9 protein-coding genes are annotated in these 18,177 nt (G+C 68.0%); 2 read left to right on the top strand and 7 right to left on the bottom strand.

Annotated elements, in window-relative coordinates; genetic code table 11:
- Positions 1–50: 50 nt before the first annotated feature.
- Entirely contained in the window at positions 51–3,050 is a 3,000-nt protein-coding gene (locus QRN07_RS07355; protein ID WP_056597140.1) for a UPF0182 family membrane protein, read from the bottom strand.
- 164 nt (positions 3,051–3,214) lie between these two features.
- Entirely contained in the window at positions 3,215–4,399 is a 1,185-nt protein-coding gene (locus tag QRN07_RS07350) for a YlbL family protein (protein ID WP_432244827.1), read from the bottom strand.
- Positions 4,400–4,535: 136 nt separating this feature from the next.
- Here QRN07_RS07350 and QRN07_RS07345 point away from each other — a divergent pair, with 136 nt between their 5' ends.
- Positions 4,536–5,936 (top strand): zinc-dependent metalloprotease, encoded by a 1,401-nt coding sequence (locus tag QRN07_RS07345; protein WP_285240724.1) that lies wholly within the window; start codon positions 4,536–4,538, stop codon positions 5,934–5,936.
- Between the two features lie 75 nt (positions 5,937–6,011).
- Here the strand turns inward: QRN07_RS07345 and QRN07_RS07340 are convergent, their stop codons facing one another.
- Genes QRN07_RS07340 through nudC form a run of 3 tightly spaced genes read right to left on the bottom strand, consistent with a single transcriptional unit; the run spans position 6,012 to position 9,868 of the window.
- A complete protein-coding gene (locus QRN07_RS07340; RefSeq protein ID WP_285240723.1) occupies positions 6,012–6,662 on the bottom strand; it encodes a M48 family metallopeptidase in 651 nt (216 codons plus the stop codon).
- A complete protein-coding gene (locus QRN07_RS07335) occupies positions 6,659–8,794 on the bottom strand; it encodes an ATP-dependent DNA helicase UvrD2 (protein WP_050687890.1) in 2,136 nt (711 codons plus the stop codon). The genes QRN07_RS07340 and QRN07_RS07335 overlap by 4 nt, the downstream gene beginning before the upstream one ends.
- Before the next feature lie 51 nt (positions 8,795–8,845).
- Positions 8,846–9,868 (bottom strand): NAD(+) diphosphatase, encoded by a 1,023-nt coding sequence (gene nudC, locus QRN07_RS07330; RefSeq protein WP_285240722.1) that lies wholly within the window; start codon positions 9,866–9,868, stop codon positions 8,846–8,848.
- A gap of 143 nt (positions 9,869–10,011) precedes the next feature.
- Here nudC and QRN07_RS07325 point away from each other — a divergent pair, with 143 nt between their 5' ends.
- The gene (locus QRN07_RS07325) at positions 10,012–11,340 is read left to right on the top strand and encodes a macrolide 2'-phosphotransferase (RefSeq protein ID WP_285240721.1); all 1,329 of its coding nucleotides are present in this window, start codon (positions 10,012–10,014) and stop codon (positions 11,338–11,340) included.
- Positions 11,341–11,363: 23 nt separating this feature from the next.
- On the opposite strand, the gene QRN07_RS07320 is transcribed toward QRN07_RS07325, so the two are convergent.
- Both QRN07_RS07320 and QRN07_RS07315 read right to left on the bottom strand, forming a co-directional pair.
- Positions 11,364–14,876 carry an ATP-dependent helicase gene (locus tag QRN07_RS07320; RefSeq protein ID WP_502934783.1) on the bottom strand — a complete coding sequence of 1,171 codons (3,513 nt, stop codon included), beginning with the start codon at positions 14,874–14,876 and terminating at the stop codon, positions 11,364–11,366.
- Between the two features lie 29 nt (positions 14,877–14,905).
- The gene (locus QRN07_RS07315; protein ID WP_285240789.1) at positions 14,906–18,148 is read right to left on the bottom strand and encodes an ATP-dependent helicase; all 3,243 of its coding nucleotides are present in this window, start codon (positions 18,146–18,148) and stop codon (positions 14,906–14,908) included.
- Positions 18,149–18,177: the final 29 nt, after the last annotated feature.

Raw genomic sequence — 18,177 nt, 5'->3', positions numbered from 1 at the left:
GCGCCCGCCCCATAGAGGAGCGGACGCCGCCATTGCAATGCCTTTACTGCCTAGTTTCCGGCGGACGCCGAGGGCGAAGCGGACGGCGAGGCCGAGGGTTCAGCCGAGGCATCCGGAGCCGGTGTGGCCTCCGGTGCTGCACTGGCCGGCACCTTGGCCTCGGCGTCGAGGGCTTTCTGCAGTGCTGCAGAGATGCGCTTCTGCGCCTCGCCGTAGGCTGCGAAGTCTCCCGCTGCCAGTGCGGCCTGACCGGCCTGGATGGCGGAGTTGGCCTCGTCCAGGGCCGCCTTGAGCTCGGCCTTGGCGTCGGCGTTCCCCGGTGTGGTCGGCGCTGCCGGGTCCACGGGCGTCTGGCCGTTGTTGTCCGAGTCGCCGGCCGCAGCACCGGAGTCGCCACCGAAGAGCTGTTTCAGCGCCTCATCCAGGGTGGGCGCGAAGCCCACCTTGTCACCGAACGCCACCAGCACGCGCTGCAGTGTGGGGTACGACGTCTCACCAGTGGATTTCAGGTAGACGGGCTGGACGTACAGGATGCCGCCGCCCACCGGAAGGGTGAGCAGGTTGCCGTTGAGGACTTCCGAAGCACCCTGGCGCAGCAGGTTCAACGCCTGGGAGACCGTGGGATCCGAGTTGAACTTGTTCTGGGCCTGTCCAGGGCCGGGGACCTGGGTCTCCGGCGGGATCTGGAGCAGCCGCAGCTGGCCGTAGCTGTCAGCCTTCACACCAGCCTCGTTCCCGGCGTCGGAATCCGCCGCAAGGAAGCCGTACAGCACGTTGCGGGCATTGCCGTTGACGATCTGCGGTATGAACGAGGACGTCAGCTGGAACGCGGGTTCCTTCTGGTCAGGCATCTGCAGTGACATGTAGAACGGCGGCTGCTTGACGCCGCTGGTCGAATCCACTGTGGGGTCCGCCGGTACGCTCCAGACGTCCTTGGTCTGGTAGAAGGTGGACGGGTCCGTCACGTGGTACTCGCCCAGGAGCTGGCGCTGGACCTTGAACAGGTCCTCCGGGTAGCGGACGTGGCTCATAACATCGCCCGACATTTCGGAGAACGGCTTGAGCGAGGTGGGGAACACTTTCTGCCAGGCCTTCAGCAGCGGGTCCTGGTCATCCCAGGCGTAGAGCGTGACGGAGCCGTCGTAGGCGTCAACAGTGGCCTTGACCGAGTTCCGGATGTAGTTCACCGAGCTGTTGGGCAGGGCCACGGCGCGTCCGGACGTGGTCTGGGTGTCAGTGGTGGCATCGGAAAGCTGCTCCTGCTGCGAGTACGGGTAGTACTGGCTGGTGGTGTAGCCATCCACGATCCATTTGACCCTGCCGTCCACCACTGCCGGGTAGGCGTTGCCATCGACGGTCAGGTACGGGGCGACCTTCTCCACGCGTTCGCGGGGGTTCCGGTCGTAAAGGACCTGTGATTCCTCGTTCACGCCGTCGGAGAGAAGCAGGTCGGAGGACTGGAACTTGATGGAGTACAGGATCTTGTTGAAGAAGCTGCCCACGTTGGGACCGCCGTTGCCTTCGAACGTGTACTGCGCATCGCCTTCGCCTTCGCGGCCTGAGGGCCGGTCCTGCTCACGCGCCGGCGCTCCGTCCGGGGCACCCACGATCGAGTAGTCCGGCGAGGACTCGCCGAAGTAGATGCGCGGCTCGTAGGTGGAGTCATCGCCCAGCACACCTGTGGAGGGGATTCCGGACTGCAGGAACTCGGGCTTGCCATCCACCGTGAACTTGTTGCCCTTGGCAGCAACCACGCCGTAGCCGTGCGTGTACACAACGTGCTGGTTGAGCCAGCCCTGCTGATTGTTGGCGACGTTCGACGGGTTCAGTTCACGCACCGCGATCACGGTGTCCTGGATCTTGCCGTCAACCTCATACCGGTCAACGTTCAGCGCCTCGGGGAACTGGTAGTACGGGCGGTACTGCTCCAGCTGTGAGAACGCGTCCGAAATCAGGTTCGGGTCCAGCAACCGGATGTTCGCCGTGGTCTGGGCGTCCGGGGCGAGGGCACCGGTGCTCGCCGTGTTCGTGGCGTCATACCGGTCCACCTGGATCGCATCCAGGCCGTAGGCGGCCCGGGTGTTGTCGATGTTCCGCTGGATGTACGGCTTTTCCAGGGTCTCCTCAGACGGACGGACCTGGAACTGCTGGATGACCCACGGGTAGACGCCGCCGGCCAGGATGGATGTGATGACCAGCATGGCCGTGCCGATCACCGGCAGCCGCCAGCGGCCGATCACAGCGGACACCACAAAGAGGATGGCAACCAGGACGGCCGCGACGGCGAGGATCGCCTTGGTGGGAATGACGGCGTTGACGTCGGTGTACAACGCACCGGCCCAGCGTCCGCCGTTGCTCTGCACGGCGGAGAACCGGTCCAGGAAGAAGTTGACGCCCAGGAGGACCAGGAAGGCGGCACCGGTGACGGCGATGTGGATCTGGGCTGCGCGGCTGGTGAACACACCGCGTTCCATCAGGCGGATGCTGCCGTACAAGTAGTGGGTCAGGATGCCCGCAATGCCGGCGATGACCACAACGCTGATCAGGAAGCCCACCACGAAGCCCAGGAACGGCAGGACCATCAGGTAGAAGCTGATGTCCATGTTGAATTGGGGATCAGTCTTGCCGAACGGCTCCTGGTTGAAAAACAGCAGGACTTTCTGCCACTGGCTGGCTGCGGCGCTGCCGGCAAACAGGGCAAAGAGGACAGGCAGGCCGATCATGACGACGCGCCGGACGGGTTCCAGCTGGGCCTGGTACCTGTTGAGGTTGTCCCTGACTTCGGAGTCCGGGGCGTACACCGGCCGGGACCGGTAGGCGATGCGGATGGCGAAGAAAACACCGGCGAACATCAGCGCAAAGCCGGCCAGGAAGATGCCGATCCGTGACAGGTTCTCGGTGAGGAAGACTTCCAAGAACCCCAGTTGGCGGTACCAAAGGACGTCAGTCCAGACATTGGCAAAGAAAATGAAGCCCACAACCACCAGGGCAACAACGATCAGGGTGGGCGTCAGTGCGCCGCGTCTTGAAGGGGGTCTACCGGTGGGCATGGAGCTGGCAGGACGGGACAAACTGGTACCTCATAGCTGGTCGTCAGATTTACGAGCGTGCGTGCGAGTGACGTCAGGTCCCGGCCAAACCGCTGGATCAGTCCGTCATAATTGCCACGAGTGGCGGTATTGCTTAGTTCCTGTCGAGGACAGATGCGCCCAGTCTAGTTGTTTGTGCACGCTGGCAAGCCGGACGTGTCCTGGCCGCTGCCGGCCAGTTCGACGGCGGCACGCGCACCGGCGAGATTCTCCACCCGGACCACCTGCAGGCCGTCGGGGATGTGCCCCACCACTTCGTCGCAATTGCCTGCGGGCGCGAGGAATACAGTGGCTCCGGCGGCCCGTGCGCCGATGAGTTTCTGTCCGATGCCGCCGATGGGTCCCACGGCACCGTCCGGTGAGATGGTTCCAGTTCCGGCCACGTGCTTGCCGCCGGTGAGGTCACCGGGCGTCACGGTATCGATGATTCCCAAGGCAAACATCATTCCGGCACTGGGGCCGCCCACTTTGTCCAGGGAGATCTGGACGTCGAAGGGAAAGGTGAAGAGTGCCTTGAGCACCACACCCAGGACGAACCTGCCCTCGCCGTTGTCCTTGGGAGTGATGGTCTGGGTGACCTGCTGCCCGTCGCGTTCCACCACTACGTCCACGGGGGCACCCTTGCCTGCCGCGAGGTCCTCCTGGATGACGGCGAGGGACGTGATGTCCTTGCCGTTGATGGAGACAAGGACATCAGAGGGCTGGATCTTGCCTTCCGCGGCGGCCCCTGTGGAGAGGTCTACGGCCTGGAGCTGCTGGCCGTAGGGGATGCCCAGTTCGGTCAGCGCTGAGGCGATGGCGTTTTCCTGCGAGGTGGTCATTGCCACAGTGCTTTGTTCCTGGGCTTCCTCCTTGGAGGTACCCGTTGGGTACAGCAGTTCCTGCGGGTAGACGGCCTTGGAGCGGTCCAGCCAGGCGGAAAAGGCACCCAGGATGCTGACCGGCCCGTTGGGGCCGCCGTCCACGTAGACGGTGGTCAGGTCCAGGTTTCCGGCCGCGGGGAATGTTTCCCTGCCGGTCACACTGATGACGGGGTGGCCCTGACTCTGTCCCAGGGTGTTGTAGGTGGGGCCGGGTGATTCCACTACGTAGGGAACGGGAATGGTGGCGACGGCGATCCCCAGTCCCAGCGCGGACACACCGGCGAGCATCATGGCCGAGACCTTACGGTCCCGGGGCGAAGGCCCGGTAGGGGCATCCGGCGGGAAGCCTTCGGCAGGCCAGCCACCGGCTGCCTCAGGTGTGGCGGGCGGCGGGGTCAGCCCGGAGGCATGGTCCTCTGGCGGGAGTCCGCCACGGGTCGTAGTCACCGGACCAACATTACGCGGTGCTGGCCGTTGACAGCTCTTTGCCTACAGCGAACGGCGCCGCGGGGCGGCAGACAGCCGTGCACCACCGGGGTACCGTGAAGGTTGATCAACAGTCACACCGACGATCGGCGGGATCATGACCTCCAATCCACTCAACTCCTCCAACGGCGACGATACGCCGAAGGATCCGTTGACCGAAATGCTGCAGAACCTGATGGGCGGCAAGGGGATGGAGAACTTCGACCCCGCCGAGCTGGCCAAAGCTGCCGGCCTGCCGGACGACCCCAACCTCCTGGCCCAGATGTTCTCCCAGGTCCAGGCCATGATGAGTGCACCGTCCGAGGGACCCGTCAACTGGCAGCTGGCCCACGAAAACGCCCGACGCGTGGCCGCCACCGGCGCAGACCCGTCCGTCACCTCCCAGCAGTCGAAGGAAGTGGACGAGGCACTGCGCCTGGCCGAGCTCTGGCTGGACCCGGTCACCGACCTTCCTGCCACGGGCCTGATTGGCCGTGCGTGGTCCCGTGCGGAGTGGGTGGAAGCCACCCTGGGAACGTGGAAACGGCTCACCGAACCGGTGGCGAACAGCATTGCCAACGCGCTGTCCGCAGCCATGACCGAGCAGATGCCCGAAGAGATGAAGTCCATGATGGGCGGAGCGTCCTCCATGCTCCAAAACATGGGCGGAGCGATATTCGGCATGCAGCTGGGGCAGGCCATCGGCGCCCTGTCGGCGGACGTGGTCAGTTCCACCGACATCGGCGTGCCGCTGGCCGACCTGGAGATGGCCCTGCTGCCGGCGAATGTGGCGGCTTTCGGCGAGGGCCTTTCCCTGCCGGCCAACGATATCCGGCTGTTCCTGGCCGTCCGGGAAGCTGCGCACGCACGACTCTTCGTCCAGGTGCCGTGGCTGCGGGGCCATCTGCTCAGCGCCATCGAGGCGTACGCCAGGGGCATCCACATCGACACGTCCCGCATCGAGGAACTGGCACGGGACCTGGATCCGAGCAATCCCGAAGGCATCCAGGAAGCCCTGTCCCAGGGCGTGTTTATGCCGCAGCGCACTCCCGCCCAGGACCAGGCCCTGGAAAAGCTCGAAACGGCCCTGGCCCTGGTGGAAGGGTGGGTGGACGAGCTCACCGCGGCCGCCACGGAAAAGGTCCTGCCCTCGGCGGGTGCTCTCCGCGAAACCGTCCGCAGGCGCCGCGCCACCGGCGGACCCGCCGAGCATGCCTTCGCCTCGCTGGTGGGTCTTGAACTGCGCCCGCGCCGCCTGCGTGACGCCGCCACCCTGTGGGCCAGCCTCAAGGACGAACGCGGCATCGAAGGCCGGGACGCCATCTGGCACCACCCTGACCTGCTGCCCACGTCAGAGGACCTGGATGATCCTCAAGGCTTCAGCGCCCGCCGGAAACTCGCGGAAGCCAGCGACAGCGAAGTGGACGACGCGCTGCAGAAGCTGTTGAGCGGTGGCTTCGATGACGCCCCGGAGAAAACCGACGACGACGACAGCGGGGAGCCCCAGCCGAAAGGGTAACCGCCGCGAAGGCCCGGCACGCCAGTGCCGGGCCTTCGGCATCCGTCGCGTCAATCAGGCGTTGCGGCGGAAAAATCAGTCGGCGTCAGCCGGCCACCCGTGCGGTTCCGCGCCGGCCTCGGATCCGCTCTTCGGCAGGCCCCGGCCGGTGGCAAACGAGACGCCTTCGAGGAACGCCTTGGCCCGTTGTGTCTCCGGGTATGCCGTGAGCAGTTGCCAGAAAGCGGCATTGTGGCTGGCCACCAGGAGGTGGGCCAGTTCATGCAGCAGGACGTAGTCGATAACCCACTGCGGCATGGGCCGGAGCTTGTCCGACAGGCGGATGGAGCCCTGGGCAGGCGTCGCCGAACCCCAGCGTGAGTTCTGGTTGCTGACCCAGCGCACCGACGTCGGTACTGCGCGTCCGCCGAGGTACTGCCCGGAGAGCTGCGCCGCGTGGGCCGCGAGGGCTGCGTCGGAAGCGGGACGTTTCCTGCCGGCGGCCGTCGGCCGCTCCCCCTGGCGCTGCAGCTTGGCCAGCATCCGGTGGGCCCACTCCGCTTCCTGGGCCTTGGTGAAGCGGGCCGGGATGGCCACTACCGCCGTGCCGTTCTCCCAGAACGCCGCCACGGTGCGGGTGCGCCGTGCTGACCGCCGGATCTCCACGGGGGCACCATCAGCGGTGGTCAACGGGGCTGCCGCCCGCCGGCCAAGGACCGGCGCCGCAACGACTGCCGGCTCTGTCACAGTTCGGTACTTTCGATGAGGACCCGCAGGACGTCCTCGCCGTAGCGTTCCAGCTTGGTGGGCCCCACTCCGGCGAGTTCCGCGAGTTCCTCCAACGATTCAGGCCGGGCCTCGGCGATGGCCGTGAGCGTTGCATCCGTGAAGACAACAAACGCCGGGACGTCCGCCGACTGCGCCACGTCGCGGCGCCAATTCCGCAAGGCGTCGAAGGTCTGTTCCTCGTAGGTGGGCGGGCACGAATTGCAGCGCCCCACTTTCCGTTCCGCGCCGGTGCCCAGCATGGTGCCGCAAACCCGGCACATGGCCGGGGCCGCGGCCTTCCGGCGTGGCGCCGGGCCTTTGCCCCGCAGGCTGGAGGTGGCCACCGAGTTGGGCCGGAGCCCATCCATAAACCGCGACGGTTTGCGGTTGGCGCGCCCGCCCGGTGTCCTGGCCGTTGACCAGGACAGGGACAGGTGCTCACGGGCCCGCGTGATGCCCACGTAGAGGAGGCGCCGTTCCTCGTCCACTGCTTCGGGTGAATCTGCGAACGAGATGGGCATCAGGCCTTCACTGAGCCCCACCAGGAAGACGGCGTCCCATTCCAAACCCTTGGCGGCGTGCAGGGAGGCCAGGGTAACGCCCTGCACGGTGGGCGCGTGCTGGGCAAGTGAACGTTCCTGCAGTTCGTTGACGAAATCAGCGAGGCTGAACTCCGGCCCGCGGACCTCGCGCAGCTCATCGGCCAGCGCCACCAGCGCTGCCAGGGATTCCCACCGTTCCCGCAGGGCGCCGCCGCTGTGGGGAGCTGATTCGGTGTAGCCGAGGGAGGCCACGATATCGCGGACCACCTGGCCCAGCGTGCCCGCCGAGTCATCCTCGGCCACGGCCCGCGTGGCTGCCCGCAGCTGCAGGATGGCGTCCCGGACTTCCTTGCGCGCGAAAAACCGTTCGCCGCCGCGCAGCTGGTAGCCGATTCCGGCCGCTGCCAGCGCCTGCTCGTAGGCTTCGGACTGTCCGTTGGTTCGGAAAAGGACAGCCACCTGGCTGGCCTGGGTGCCGTCGTCGAGCAGTGCCTTGATCTTCCGGGCCACGGTGGCGGCCTCGGCTTCGTCGTCCGAGCACTCGGTGAACTCGGGGACCGGGCCCGCGGGCCGCTGCGCCACAAGCTGCAGCGGCGACGCCCAAGCGGCGTCAGCGACCGGACCGCCGCTGCGCCGTCCGGCCAGGAGGTCGTTGGCCAGCTTCACCACCTGCGGGGTGGAACGGTAGTCGCGGATGAGCTTGACCACGTTGGCTTCCGGATAGCGCGCCTTGAAATCGAGCAGGTGCTTCGGCGATGCGCCGGTGAAGGAGTAGATGGTCTGGCTGGCGTCACCCACCACACAAAGCTCGTCCCGGCCGCCCAGCCACAGCTCCAGGAGCCGCTGCTGGAGCGGGGAAACGTCCTGGTATTCGTCCACCACAAAGTGCCGGTACTGCTCACGGACGGTGGCGGCGACCTTTTCGTCCTCCTGCAGGATGCCCACCGTGATGAGCAGGACATCCTCGAAGTCGATGACGTTCCGGTCCGTTTTCACGTCCTCGTAGGACTGGAAAACACGGGCGACGGCGGTCAGGTCGAAGCCACCCGGCGCGCCACGGTCCTGGGCGTTCTCCAGGTAGTTCGCCGGGGTGAGCATTGACACTTTTGCCCATTCGATTTCCGAGGCAAGGTCGCGGATGGAGGCCCTGTCAGTACTCAGCCGAAGGCGCCGTGCAGCCTCCGCGAGCATCTGGGCTTTATGGTCCAGGAGGTTGGGCAAGGTGCCACCCACGGCCTGGGGCCAGAAGAACTGGAGCTGGCGCAACGCGGCTGCGTGGAAGGTGCGGGCCTGGACATTGCCGGCGCCGAGGTCCCGCAGCCGGCTGCGCATTTCCGCGGCAGCCCTCGCGGTGAAGGTGACGGCCAGAAGCCGCTGCGGCGAGTAGACGCCTGAGTGCACGCCGTAGGCGATGCGGTGGGTGATGGCGCGGGTCTTTCCGGTTCCGGCGCCGGCCAGCACGCACAGCGGACCGTTGAGGGTACTGGCCACCTCACGCTGTTCGGCGTCCAGGCCGCCAAGGATGCGGTCCTCGAGGGAGGCTGTGCCGTCAAAATTCTCTGTAGTCACTTCTGCTGTTCTTAGTCTCGACTGCCGGATGAATCCGGTGGATGGTTGGCCTCAGGAACCGGTGAGGTCCTGGATGCGTCCGCCGTACCAGTGTTCGATCAGGGACCTGGCGATGGAAAGCCTGCTGGAGATGGTGATCTCACCAGCGAGCACGGCTGCCTGGAGTTCTTCTCGGCTGAACCAGCGCGCCCTGGTGACCTCAACGCCGTCGGGCGTTGCCTCGGTGTCTTCAGTGATGGCGGTGAATCCAAGCATAAGGGAGGCAGGAAACGGCCACGACTGCGACCCGAGGTACTGGCAGGCTGCCACCCGGACGCCGACTTCCTCGTGGATCTCGCGGACCACTGCCTGCTCGAGGGACTCGCCGGGCTCCACAAAGCCGGCCAGGGTGGAATAGTTTTTGGCTTCCGCAGGACCCCCGCCGCCCAGCAGCACCCGGCCGTCCGGGCCAACCACGGTCACGATGATGGCGGGGTCCGTCCGCGGATAGTGTTCGGATTGGTCCGAAGGGCACCGCCGGACCCAGCCGCCGGCTTCGACCTCTGTGGGCGTGCCGCACCGCGGGCAGTGCGTGTGCAGGGCGTGCCAGTTGGTGATGGCGCTGGCTTCGACAAACAAGGCTGTGTGCAGGCTGCTCAGGCCCGCTGCGACGTCACGGAAACCGGCCCAGGCGGCGTCCTCGGGGATCCCAGCCGTGCCGGGCGCTGCAGGTTCGGACAGGACAAAGAGCAGCAGTTCGGTGCCTTCGGCAAGCTCCCCGCCCGGAAGGGCAGCGCCCAGGTAAACCACCAGTTCCGGGCCCTGGCCGGCAGCTGCGAGGGCTTCGTGGAGCTCCCTGGCCCCGGCCATGAACAGGCCGGTGCCGTGGATCAGGCCCTGCCGCCGGGACAGGACAACAGCCATTGTCCCGGAGCCTGCCAGCAGGTGCGCCACCATGCCGGGCCTGACCCGTCCCACCGAGCCACGGTCCACCAGGGCAGGCCGGACCGGGAGGAGGGCGTCCGTCAGGTGGTTGGCCGGCAGCTGCGCCGGCACCTTCCGGTGGAGCGGCATTACAGACTCAGCGTGGCTCATAGGTCCACCGTACTGACTGGGACTGACAATTGACATTTCCAAGGGCCCGGCTGTGGATCAGCGGACCGCACTATTTCCACATATCTCAAGACTCGCCGCCGCCGGATGGGCCCGCGGGCGGGCGGGCAATCTACCGTTGAACGGTGAGAAGAAAACCGATTGAACTGGCCGCCATTGCAACCGCGGCAGTCCCCGGGCTGACCCCCACGGCCGTCAGCGCAGCCCCGGACGATCCCGCGGACTTCGACTCGGCCCTCCTCCTGGATTCCGAGGGCAAGCGCTGGCGGGTCCGGTCACCCCGGCACGCCGAAGCAAGCGCCCGGCTGGAAACCGAGTTCCTGGTGCTGCGCGCCTTCGCCCCCGGCATCCGCGCCGAGCTGCCATTCCTGATGCCCACGGTGGCCGGCAGCGTCAGGCTTGGCACGCTCACCACGTTTGTCTACTCACATCTGGCGGGCAACAACCGCAGCATTGAAGACCTCACCGCCGGGCCGGACAGCCTGGCCCGGGAAGTTGGTGCCGCCCTCGCGGCCATCCACGACCTGCCCCGCGCGCTGGTCAGCAACGCCGACCTGCCCAGTTACACCCCCAACGAGTTCCGCCAGCGCCGGCTCAACGAGCTGGACCAGGCCGCCACCACGGGCAAGATCCCGTCGGCATTGCTCCGCCGCTGGGAACACGCCATGGAGGACGTGTCCCTGTGGCGTTTCAACCCCTGCGTGGTCCATGGTGACCTGCACGAGGACAACCTGCTGGTGGAGGGTCCCCGCGTCACCGCCGTCACCGGTTGGACCGACCTCCGGATCGGCGACCCTGCCGACGACTTCGCCTGGCTGGTGGCCTCCAACGAACAGGACTTCGTGGCCGCGGTCCTGGCCGGCTACACAGCCGGACGGCGGGACACCCCTGACCAGCACCTGCTCCGCCGGGCGGCCCTTTCCGCCGAGTTCGCCCTGGCCCAGTACCTGGTCAAGGGCATCGCCGCGGGCGACACCGCCATGGTGGCCGAGGCCGAATCCATGCTCGAGACCCTGGCCAGCGATATCGCCGAATACGGCGGGCAGCCCATCAGCGTGGAGCCGCAGCCCGCCTCCGGCAGCGCCGCCCAGGACGCCGGGGCTTCGCCGGCCGGACCTGGGGAGCCGGTCGCCGCCGTCGCTGGAAATGCCGTGGCAACGGACGACGGCGGCCATGTCGCGGCCGGGAGAGCCGTCACCGTGACACCGGTACCGGTAGCCGTGCAGCCGGCCGTCCACGTGGCGCCGATCCCGGTGGCTCCGGTTCCTGTGACTCCAGTCGAGGCGGCCCCGGTTGAGGCGGCCCCGGCTCCTGCGGACTCCGCGGCGCCCGCAGCGGATACTTCACCCGGCGAAACCGGGGAGGATACCTCCACCGCCGCCATCTCGATCGTTGAGGCCAAGCAGGCTGAACCGGAACCCTCCGGGCAGGGCCCGGCCAAGTCCGGCAGCTGAGCGGGCCCCGGGCGCACCCCTGATTAGGCCAGGGCGGCCTGGACCAGTTCCTCGAGTTCCCTTGACGTTGCCAGGTCATGGGGCCGCACCACGTTGTTGTCAGCCACGTAGAAGAAGGCCGCGCGCACGTCATCCAGCGGGACACCCTTCAATCGGGCCCAGGCCAGCCGGTAGACGGCCAGCTGCACGGCCCTGGTCCGCAGGTGGGCACCTGATGGACGCCTGCCGGTTTTCCAGTCCACCAGGTCCCAGCGCCCGTCAGCGTCCTGGAAGACGGCATCAATCCGGCCACGGACCACCACGTCCCCTACCCGGGTCTCCACCGGCACCTCCACAAATGCCGGCGACCTTTCCGCCCAAGGAGAAGCCTTGAACGTGGCCACCATGGCGTCGAGATCGTAGGCGGCGTCGATGTGGTCGTCCGCGCCGGGGGCCTCCCTCAGGTCCAGCATCCCGGTGGTGCCGAAGTAGTCCTCCACCCAGGCGTGGAACGCCGTGCCCTTGCGGGCCGACATGCCCGGTTCGCGGGGCACAGGGCGGCGGAGCCGGGACAGGACTGCCGATGGGTCCTCGCCGAGGTCCACCAGCGTTGACGCCGAGATGTGGCTGGGCAGGTGCACGTCCTGGCCATGGGAACGGCGGGACCGCCGCTCCAGCAGCAGCGCCGCTTCACGGGCCCACCCAGCGGCCGGCCCGGCGGGCAGGCTGGCCGGAGTCGGTTTTCCGGCGTCGGCTGGGCTGTGCAGCTCCTCCCCCGCGGCCACGGCCGGCAGGGCAGCGACCACCCGCGCGGCGGCGGCCTCCATCATTGCCCGGCGGCCCCTTGACAGCCGGAGCCGCCCTCCGGTCCGCGGATCCACTGGCCCTTCCAGGGGGTCGTATGGCCAGGTGGCGATTTCGGTTTCCAGGGTCAGTGGACTGGCCTCCGGGAGGGACTCCTCATCGAGGGACAGCGGGTGGACGGTGGCCTGCGCCTGGTGTCCGGCACCCGCCGGTACCTGCGCCAACGGTTCCAGCTCGGCCAGGAATGGTGACATGGCTGCCTGGCCGGCCCGGGATCCCACCCATGCAGCGCTGGATACCCACAGGACGTGCTTGGCTCGGGTGTACGCAACGTAAGCCAGCCGGCGCTCCTCCGAGTCGCCGTGCGCCTGGACGTTGGCTTTGTAGTCCTTCTCGGCGTCCAGCCACCCTTTTTGGTCCGGCTGGTCCAGGTCCCACTGCGGCAGGTCGGCGCGGTCCCCCCGCAACGGCCATGGCAGCGCTGCCGCCCCGCTGCTCCAGCGGGAATCACGGTCGCTGGGAAAGGCACCCGCGTTCAGCCCGGGCACAAACACCACGTCCCACTCCAGCCCCTTGGAGGCATGGACCGTCAGCAGTTGCACTGCTTCCCGGTTGACGTCGCTCGCCGGCGCCTCCAACCCGTTTTCCTCAGCGGACGCTGCTTCCAGCCATGCGAGGAAGGCGAGGATGTCCACACGCTGGGAGGTCCGCAGGAATCCCGCGGCGGCGTCCTGGAAGGCATCGAGGTTCCGGCGGGCCTGGTGGATGCTGATGCCGGGCCGGGCCGCCACTTCAATATCAAGGAGCATGGCCCGCTCCACTTCGCCCAACAGCGTGGTCAGGTCGTCGCCGAGGTAGCCGCGCAGCTGGCGGAGTTCGGCGGCAAGCCGGCCCAGCCGGTGGCGGGCGTCCGCGCCCAGTGTCCGGCCGTGGACGGAAACCCAGTCTTCCCGCGGCAGCCAGTCCACGGCTTCCACCAGGCTGGCGCCATCCGTGAGGTCGCTTTCGAGCACCTCAGGTTCGGCCGGGGCATCCGGCGGGCCGTCAGCGTCTGCGGCTGATCCCTCCGCAGCGCGTCCCCGCCGCCGCGCCAGCTGGCTGGACCAGTCCCGCAAAGCCATCAGGTCCGCCGGACCCAGCCGCCAGCGGGCGCCGGCCAGCAGTCGCATCAGTGCATCGGACCGGCCCGGATCGGCAAGCACCCTCAGGGTGGCTACCAGGTCCACAATCTCCGGTGTGTCCAGCAGGCCACCAAGGCCGACTATTTCGTAGGGAATCCCCCGGGCTTCGAACTGGCGCCGCACCGGTTCCATCTGGGCACGCCGGCGGCACAGGACCGCCAGTGCAGGCGGCACAGGTGTTCCGTCCGGGGCCAGTTCGAAGTCCGTAACCCGGTATTTCAGGACGTCCGCCGCCAGCGCCGCGGCCTCGTCCGCGTCGCTGCCGAACCGGCCCAGAACCACTGATCCGTCCACGGCATAGGGGCTGGGCTGAAGCGGGGGTACGTCCGCCACGGCACCCGGCGCACCGCCTGCCGGCCCCTTCTGTCCGGCCGCCCGGACCAGGGACTCGGACATCACGTTTGCCGCGGACAGGATGGAGCGCCCGTTGCGCCACGCCGTGGTGAGGTACGAGGTGGGTGCGGGCGACCAGTCCCCGAGCAAGCCGGGGCTGGTGTTGCGGACCGGGAATTCCCGTACGAAGTGGAAGAGCTGGCCTGCTGACGCGCCGCGGAAGCCGTAGATCGACTGGTTGGGGTCACCCACTGCTGTCACGGCGTGCCCGCCGCCGAAGAGCCGGGAAAAGAGCACCAGCTGGGCGTAGGAGGTGTCCTGGAATTCATCAAGCAGCACCACCTTGTAGCGCTGCCGCTCCATGTGGGCTGCCAGGGGCACGTCCTGCGCCACTTTGGCTGCGAGCGCCACAAGGTCGCCGAAGTCCAGGGCGCCGCGGGCGCGTTTGGCTAGGGCGTAGCGGCCCACCATGTCGGCCACGCTGGCCCTAGTGCGCAGCATCCCGGCGAGTTCAGCGGCGGCCTGTGGCGGGTTCTTCTTTTTGGTGGCCAGGTAGGGCAAAGCCTCGAACTCGGAGAGCCTGGCCATCAGCCACGCCTCAACATCCTCGGGTTCCTGCAGGTGTTCCGCGCATTCGCCCGCAAGCTGGATAACGGCCTTGACCAGGGTGGACTTCGCGGCACGGAAATGGGCGTATTCGCCGTCGTAGGCTTCCACCACTTCACTGGCCAGCTGCCACGCCTGGGCGCCGCCCAGGAGGACCACGTCCCGCTCCACGCCCAGCCTCAGGCCGTAGTCGGACACGATGCCGCTGGCGAACGAGTGATACGTGGAGACCTTGGGTTCGAGGGCGTCGGCACCGAGCAGGCCGGCCGGGAAGATCTTGTGGCCCTCGTCCTGGCCTGACAGGCGTTGCAGTGCCACCAGCTTGGCCCGGATCCGGGAAGCAAGCTCACCGGCGGCTTTGCGGGTGAAGGTTACGCCCAGGACTTCCTCGGGCCGCACCCAGCCGTTGGCCACCAGCCACACCACGCGGTCGGCCATGGTGGCTGTCTTGCCGGATCCCGCGCCGGCGATCACCAGCCGCGGCGTCAGTGGTGAAGAGATGATGGCGGACTGCTCGGGGGTGGGAACGTTCTTCTCCCCCAACAGCACGGAGAGCTCTTCGGGTGTGAACAGCGGCTCCGGCGGCAGCTGCCCGGCCTGGTCCGTGCCCATTCCGCCCCCTGCCTGGTCCATTCCCGTTCGGTCATCTGCCTGGTCAGTACTCATTCGGTCACCTGCCGGCCGCGCGCACACAGCGGGCACACTTCCGGGAGCCGGCAGCCGTGGCCGCCATGACTGCCCTTCGACGGGTCATGCCGGGCCTCGAATTCGCTGCCGCCCATCACTGCCGCGGCGTCCTTGACCATGTCCATGGCCCAGTTTTCCTGCGGGTCAACGGGTTCCTGCTGCTGGATGGCGGGGGTTTTTGCTCCGGTTCCCAGCTGGGCCAGGACCGCTCCGCCGGGCGTGCCGGTGCCGCCGCCTTCCGGGGCTGCGAAGCCGCCGGCCAGGACCGCTGCCTGGTAAGCGCCCAGCTGCGGGTGCCGTGCCAGGTCGGCACGGCCTGGCTGGCGTTTGCCGGTTTTGAGGTCCACAATCACCAGCCTGCCCTGGCCGTCAATTTCCAGCCGGTCCACCTGTCCTCGGAGTACGGCGTCGCGTGGCTGGTCCCCGTCCACGGCTACAGTCCCCAGCGCCACGTCAAAGTCCGTTTCCACGCCCAGGAGGCTGCGGCCCTCGCTGCGCATCACCAGAACATACTGGGCCAGCTTGCGGACCATCGTTTCGGCACGCTGGAAATCCAGCCGGCCCTCCCAGTTGTCCTTCATCCCCAGCGCGGGCCAGCGGCGGACCAGTTCGGCCACGTATTCGGAGCCGGAGGCGTCCGGCAGTTCCTGTGCGATGGCGTGGACCAGTGTGCCCAGGCTGCGGGCGAAATCCGTGGCGGCCTCTCCCCCGGCTGCCTGGACGAACCAGTCCAGCGGTGACTTCTGGACGGTCTCCACCTTGGACGGCGACACAAAGACGGTCCCGCCGGGCGGCACCACCGCGTCCGTGGAGGTGGGGGGCGCCAGCCCCCACCAGGAGTCCGGGTGGGCGCCGGGAACGGGTGGCTGGGCGGATGCAAGGTGTGCCAGGATCCGTGCGGCCTCGGGAGCCGCGCTGTCCTCCGCCTGGGCATGCTGGCGCAACTCGGCAACGAGGGCCCGAAGGGTCATGGGCCGCTCCACCTGGGTGAAGGGCCTGCTTTCCTGGCCCCGTTCAAGGGGGGCCACGTAGTCCAGGAACGACGACGGCTGGTGGTCCTCTGAGGATACGGCGGTGCAGATCAGCAGTTCACGGGCCCGGGAGACTGCGGTGGAAAAGCTGCGCAGTTCGTCGTAGCGGATGTCCCGCAGCCGGCTGAGGGGGTCCCGCTGCACGGCATACGCGGGGCCGTGCTCGACGGCGTCGCTGTAGAGGGTGCTGCCCAGCAGCTCGCCGCGCAGCCTTGTGTTGGGCCAGACGCCTTCCTGCAGCCCTGCAACAAGGACCACCGGCCATTCCCGGCCCGCTGCGCTGGCCGGAGTCATGATTTCCACGGCGTCGTCCACCTGGGCCCGGGCAGCCAGGGTGTCCATGGGAAGCTCCTGGTTCAGCAGGTACTCCAGGAACTGTTCCGGCCCGGCCCCTGGAACCTGGTCCACGTACCGTTCGGCGGTGTGGAACAACGCCATCATGGCGTCGAGGTCCCGGTCGGCACGGGCGCCGGGCTGGCCACCGGCAAGCGCGGTGCCCGTCCACTGGGACGACAGCCCGGTGGAGTTCCAGAGCGCCCACAGCATGGACTCGGCGTTGGCGCCGGGGACGGCGGCGGCCTTGCGGCCGGCCTGAAGCATCCGGGCCGTCCGCCGGGCGGCCCTGCCCTCGATACCCAGCGATGCCAGCTCCGCGGGGTCCAGCAGGGCTTCGATCAACAGCGCGTCGCTGGTCCGGCCACCGCCGCCCAGGAGTTCTTCGCGGCGCAGCGACTGCCGCAGCCGGCGCAGCTCGATGGGACTGGCGCCGCCAATCCTGGAAGTCAGGAGCGCAACTGCCGCCTCGGGGGTCAACAGTTGCGGGTCCAATGCAATGGCGAAGGCGTCCAGCAGGGGCCGGACCGCCACCTCGTCCCGGACGGCGGACTCTGCCACGGAAACGCGGACCGGGATGCCCTGGCCGGAGAGGTAGCGCTGGAGTTCGCTGACCTGCCCGCCGTTGCGGACGATCACGGCCACGTCAGTCAGGTTCCTGCCATGGTTGATGTGCTGGTCCAGGATGCGCTGGGCAACGTACCGCAGCTCATGGACGGGCGAGGGAACCAGGTGTGCTTCGACCATTCCCCGGGCCCGGTCCGGTTCCGGTGCTTCAAGCCTGCGGGCAAGCTGGCCGCCTGCCCGGACCGAGATGCGGCCGGCCACGTCCAGCCAGGCGGCAGCAACGGCCGGTGCCTGCCGGTGGGCATAGCCGAGGGGACGCTCCACCACGGGGCCGGCCGGCGACAGAAGCCGGGGCAGTTCGGCCACGAGGTCCGGGCGCGCCCCGCGGAAGCCCTGGACCACTGTGTCCGGCGACGAGGTGACGTAGCAGTCCTTCCCCGCAGCGATGTCCGCCAACAGCTCGAAGACGGCCGGATTGGCTTCCTGGATGTCGTCCACCAGGACCAGCTGGAGACGGTCACGTTCGGCAGCGAGGAATTCAGGAAAGTCCTGGAAAACCTGGCGTGCCGCCGTGATGATTCCTGCCGGGTCGAAGGCCTCAGGCATCCGCAGGTCCAGGACGTCGCGGTACTCGGCGTACAGCCGGGCAGCGGCAGCCCAGTCCGGCCGCCCGCAGGCGGCGCCCAGGTCCTCAAGGTCCCCGGCGGTCCTGCCGGACTCGATGATGCGGTCAAAAAGTTGCCGGACCTCATGGCGGAAACCCCGCGTCTCCAATGCCCCGTCAAGATCTGCGGGCCACGGCAGTTCCAGGCCGGGAATCCGGTGCCCCTCAAGGAGTTCCCTGATGATGAGGTCTTGTTCCGGCCCGGACAGCAGCCGTGGCGCCCGGTCCAGGGGAAGGAAGCCTGCCACTTTGGCCCGGCCGATCACGTCGAAGGCATAGGACGCCCAGGTCCGCGCCGGCGTGGTGCTCAGGCTTCGGTCCAGACGGGCGGTAAAGCGGTCACGCAGGAAGTCTGCTGCCAGGCGGCTGGGCGCCAGGATCAGCATCCGTTCAGGGTCGACGCCGTCCCGCTGGACCCGCCTGACGGCCGCCTCCACAAGGACAGTGGTTTTGCCCGTTCCCGGCGCGCCGGGGACCAGCACCGGCCCCGCGCCGTGACTGACGTCCACGGCGGCCTGTTGGTCCCCGGAGAGCCGCGGGACGCCTGCGTGCAGCTGGCGGGGCGCAAGAAGCCGGAGACCGGCCGGTTCCGGGGTGGCCCAGCGCTGGTCCGGGTCCTGCAGGAAACCGTCGCGGACGCCGGTGAAGGGGA

It is taken from the genome of Pseudarthrobacter sp. MEB009, assembly GCF_030208875.1.
Lineage (GTDB): Bacteria > Actinomycetota > Actinomycetes > Actinomycetales > Micrococcaceae > Arthrobacter.
This window is presented reverse-complemented; position numbering and strand designations above follow the sequence as displayed.

Excerpts from the sequence above, each read along its gene's own strand:
- QRN07_RS07320 (WP_502934783.1), bottom strand. The coding sequence starts at position 14,876 with ATGGACCAGGCAGGGGGCGGAATGGGCACGGACCAGGCCGGGCAGCTG.
- QRN07_RS07355 (WP_056597140.1), bottom strand. The coding sequence starts at position 3,050 with ATGCCCACCGGTAGACCCCCTTCAAGACGCGGCGCACTGACGCCCACC.
- nudC (WP_285240722.1), bottom strand. The coding sequence starts at position 9,868 with ATGAGCCACGCTGAGTCTGTAATGCCGCTCCACCGGAAGGTGCCGGCG.
- QRN07_RS07345 (WP_285240724.1), top strand. The coding sequence starts at position 4,536 with ATGACCTCCAATCCACTCAACTCCTCCAACGGCGACGATACGCCGAAG.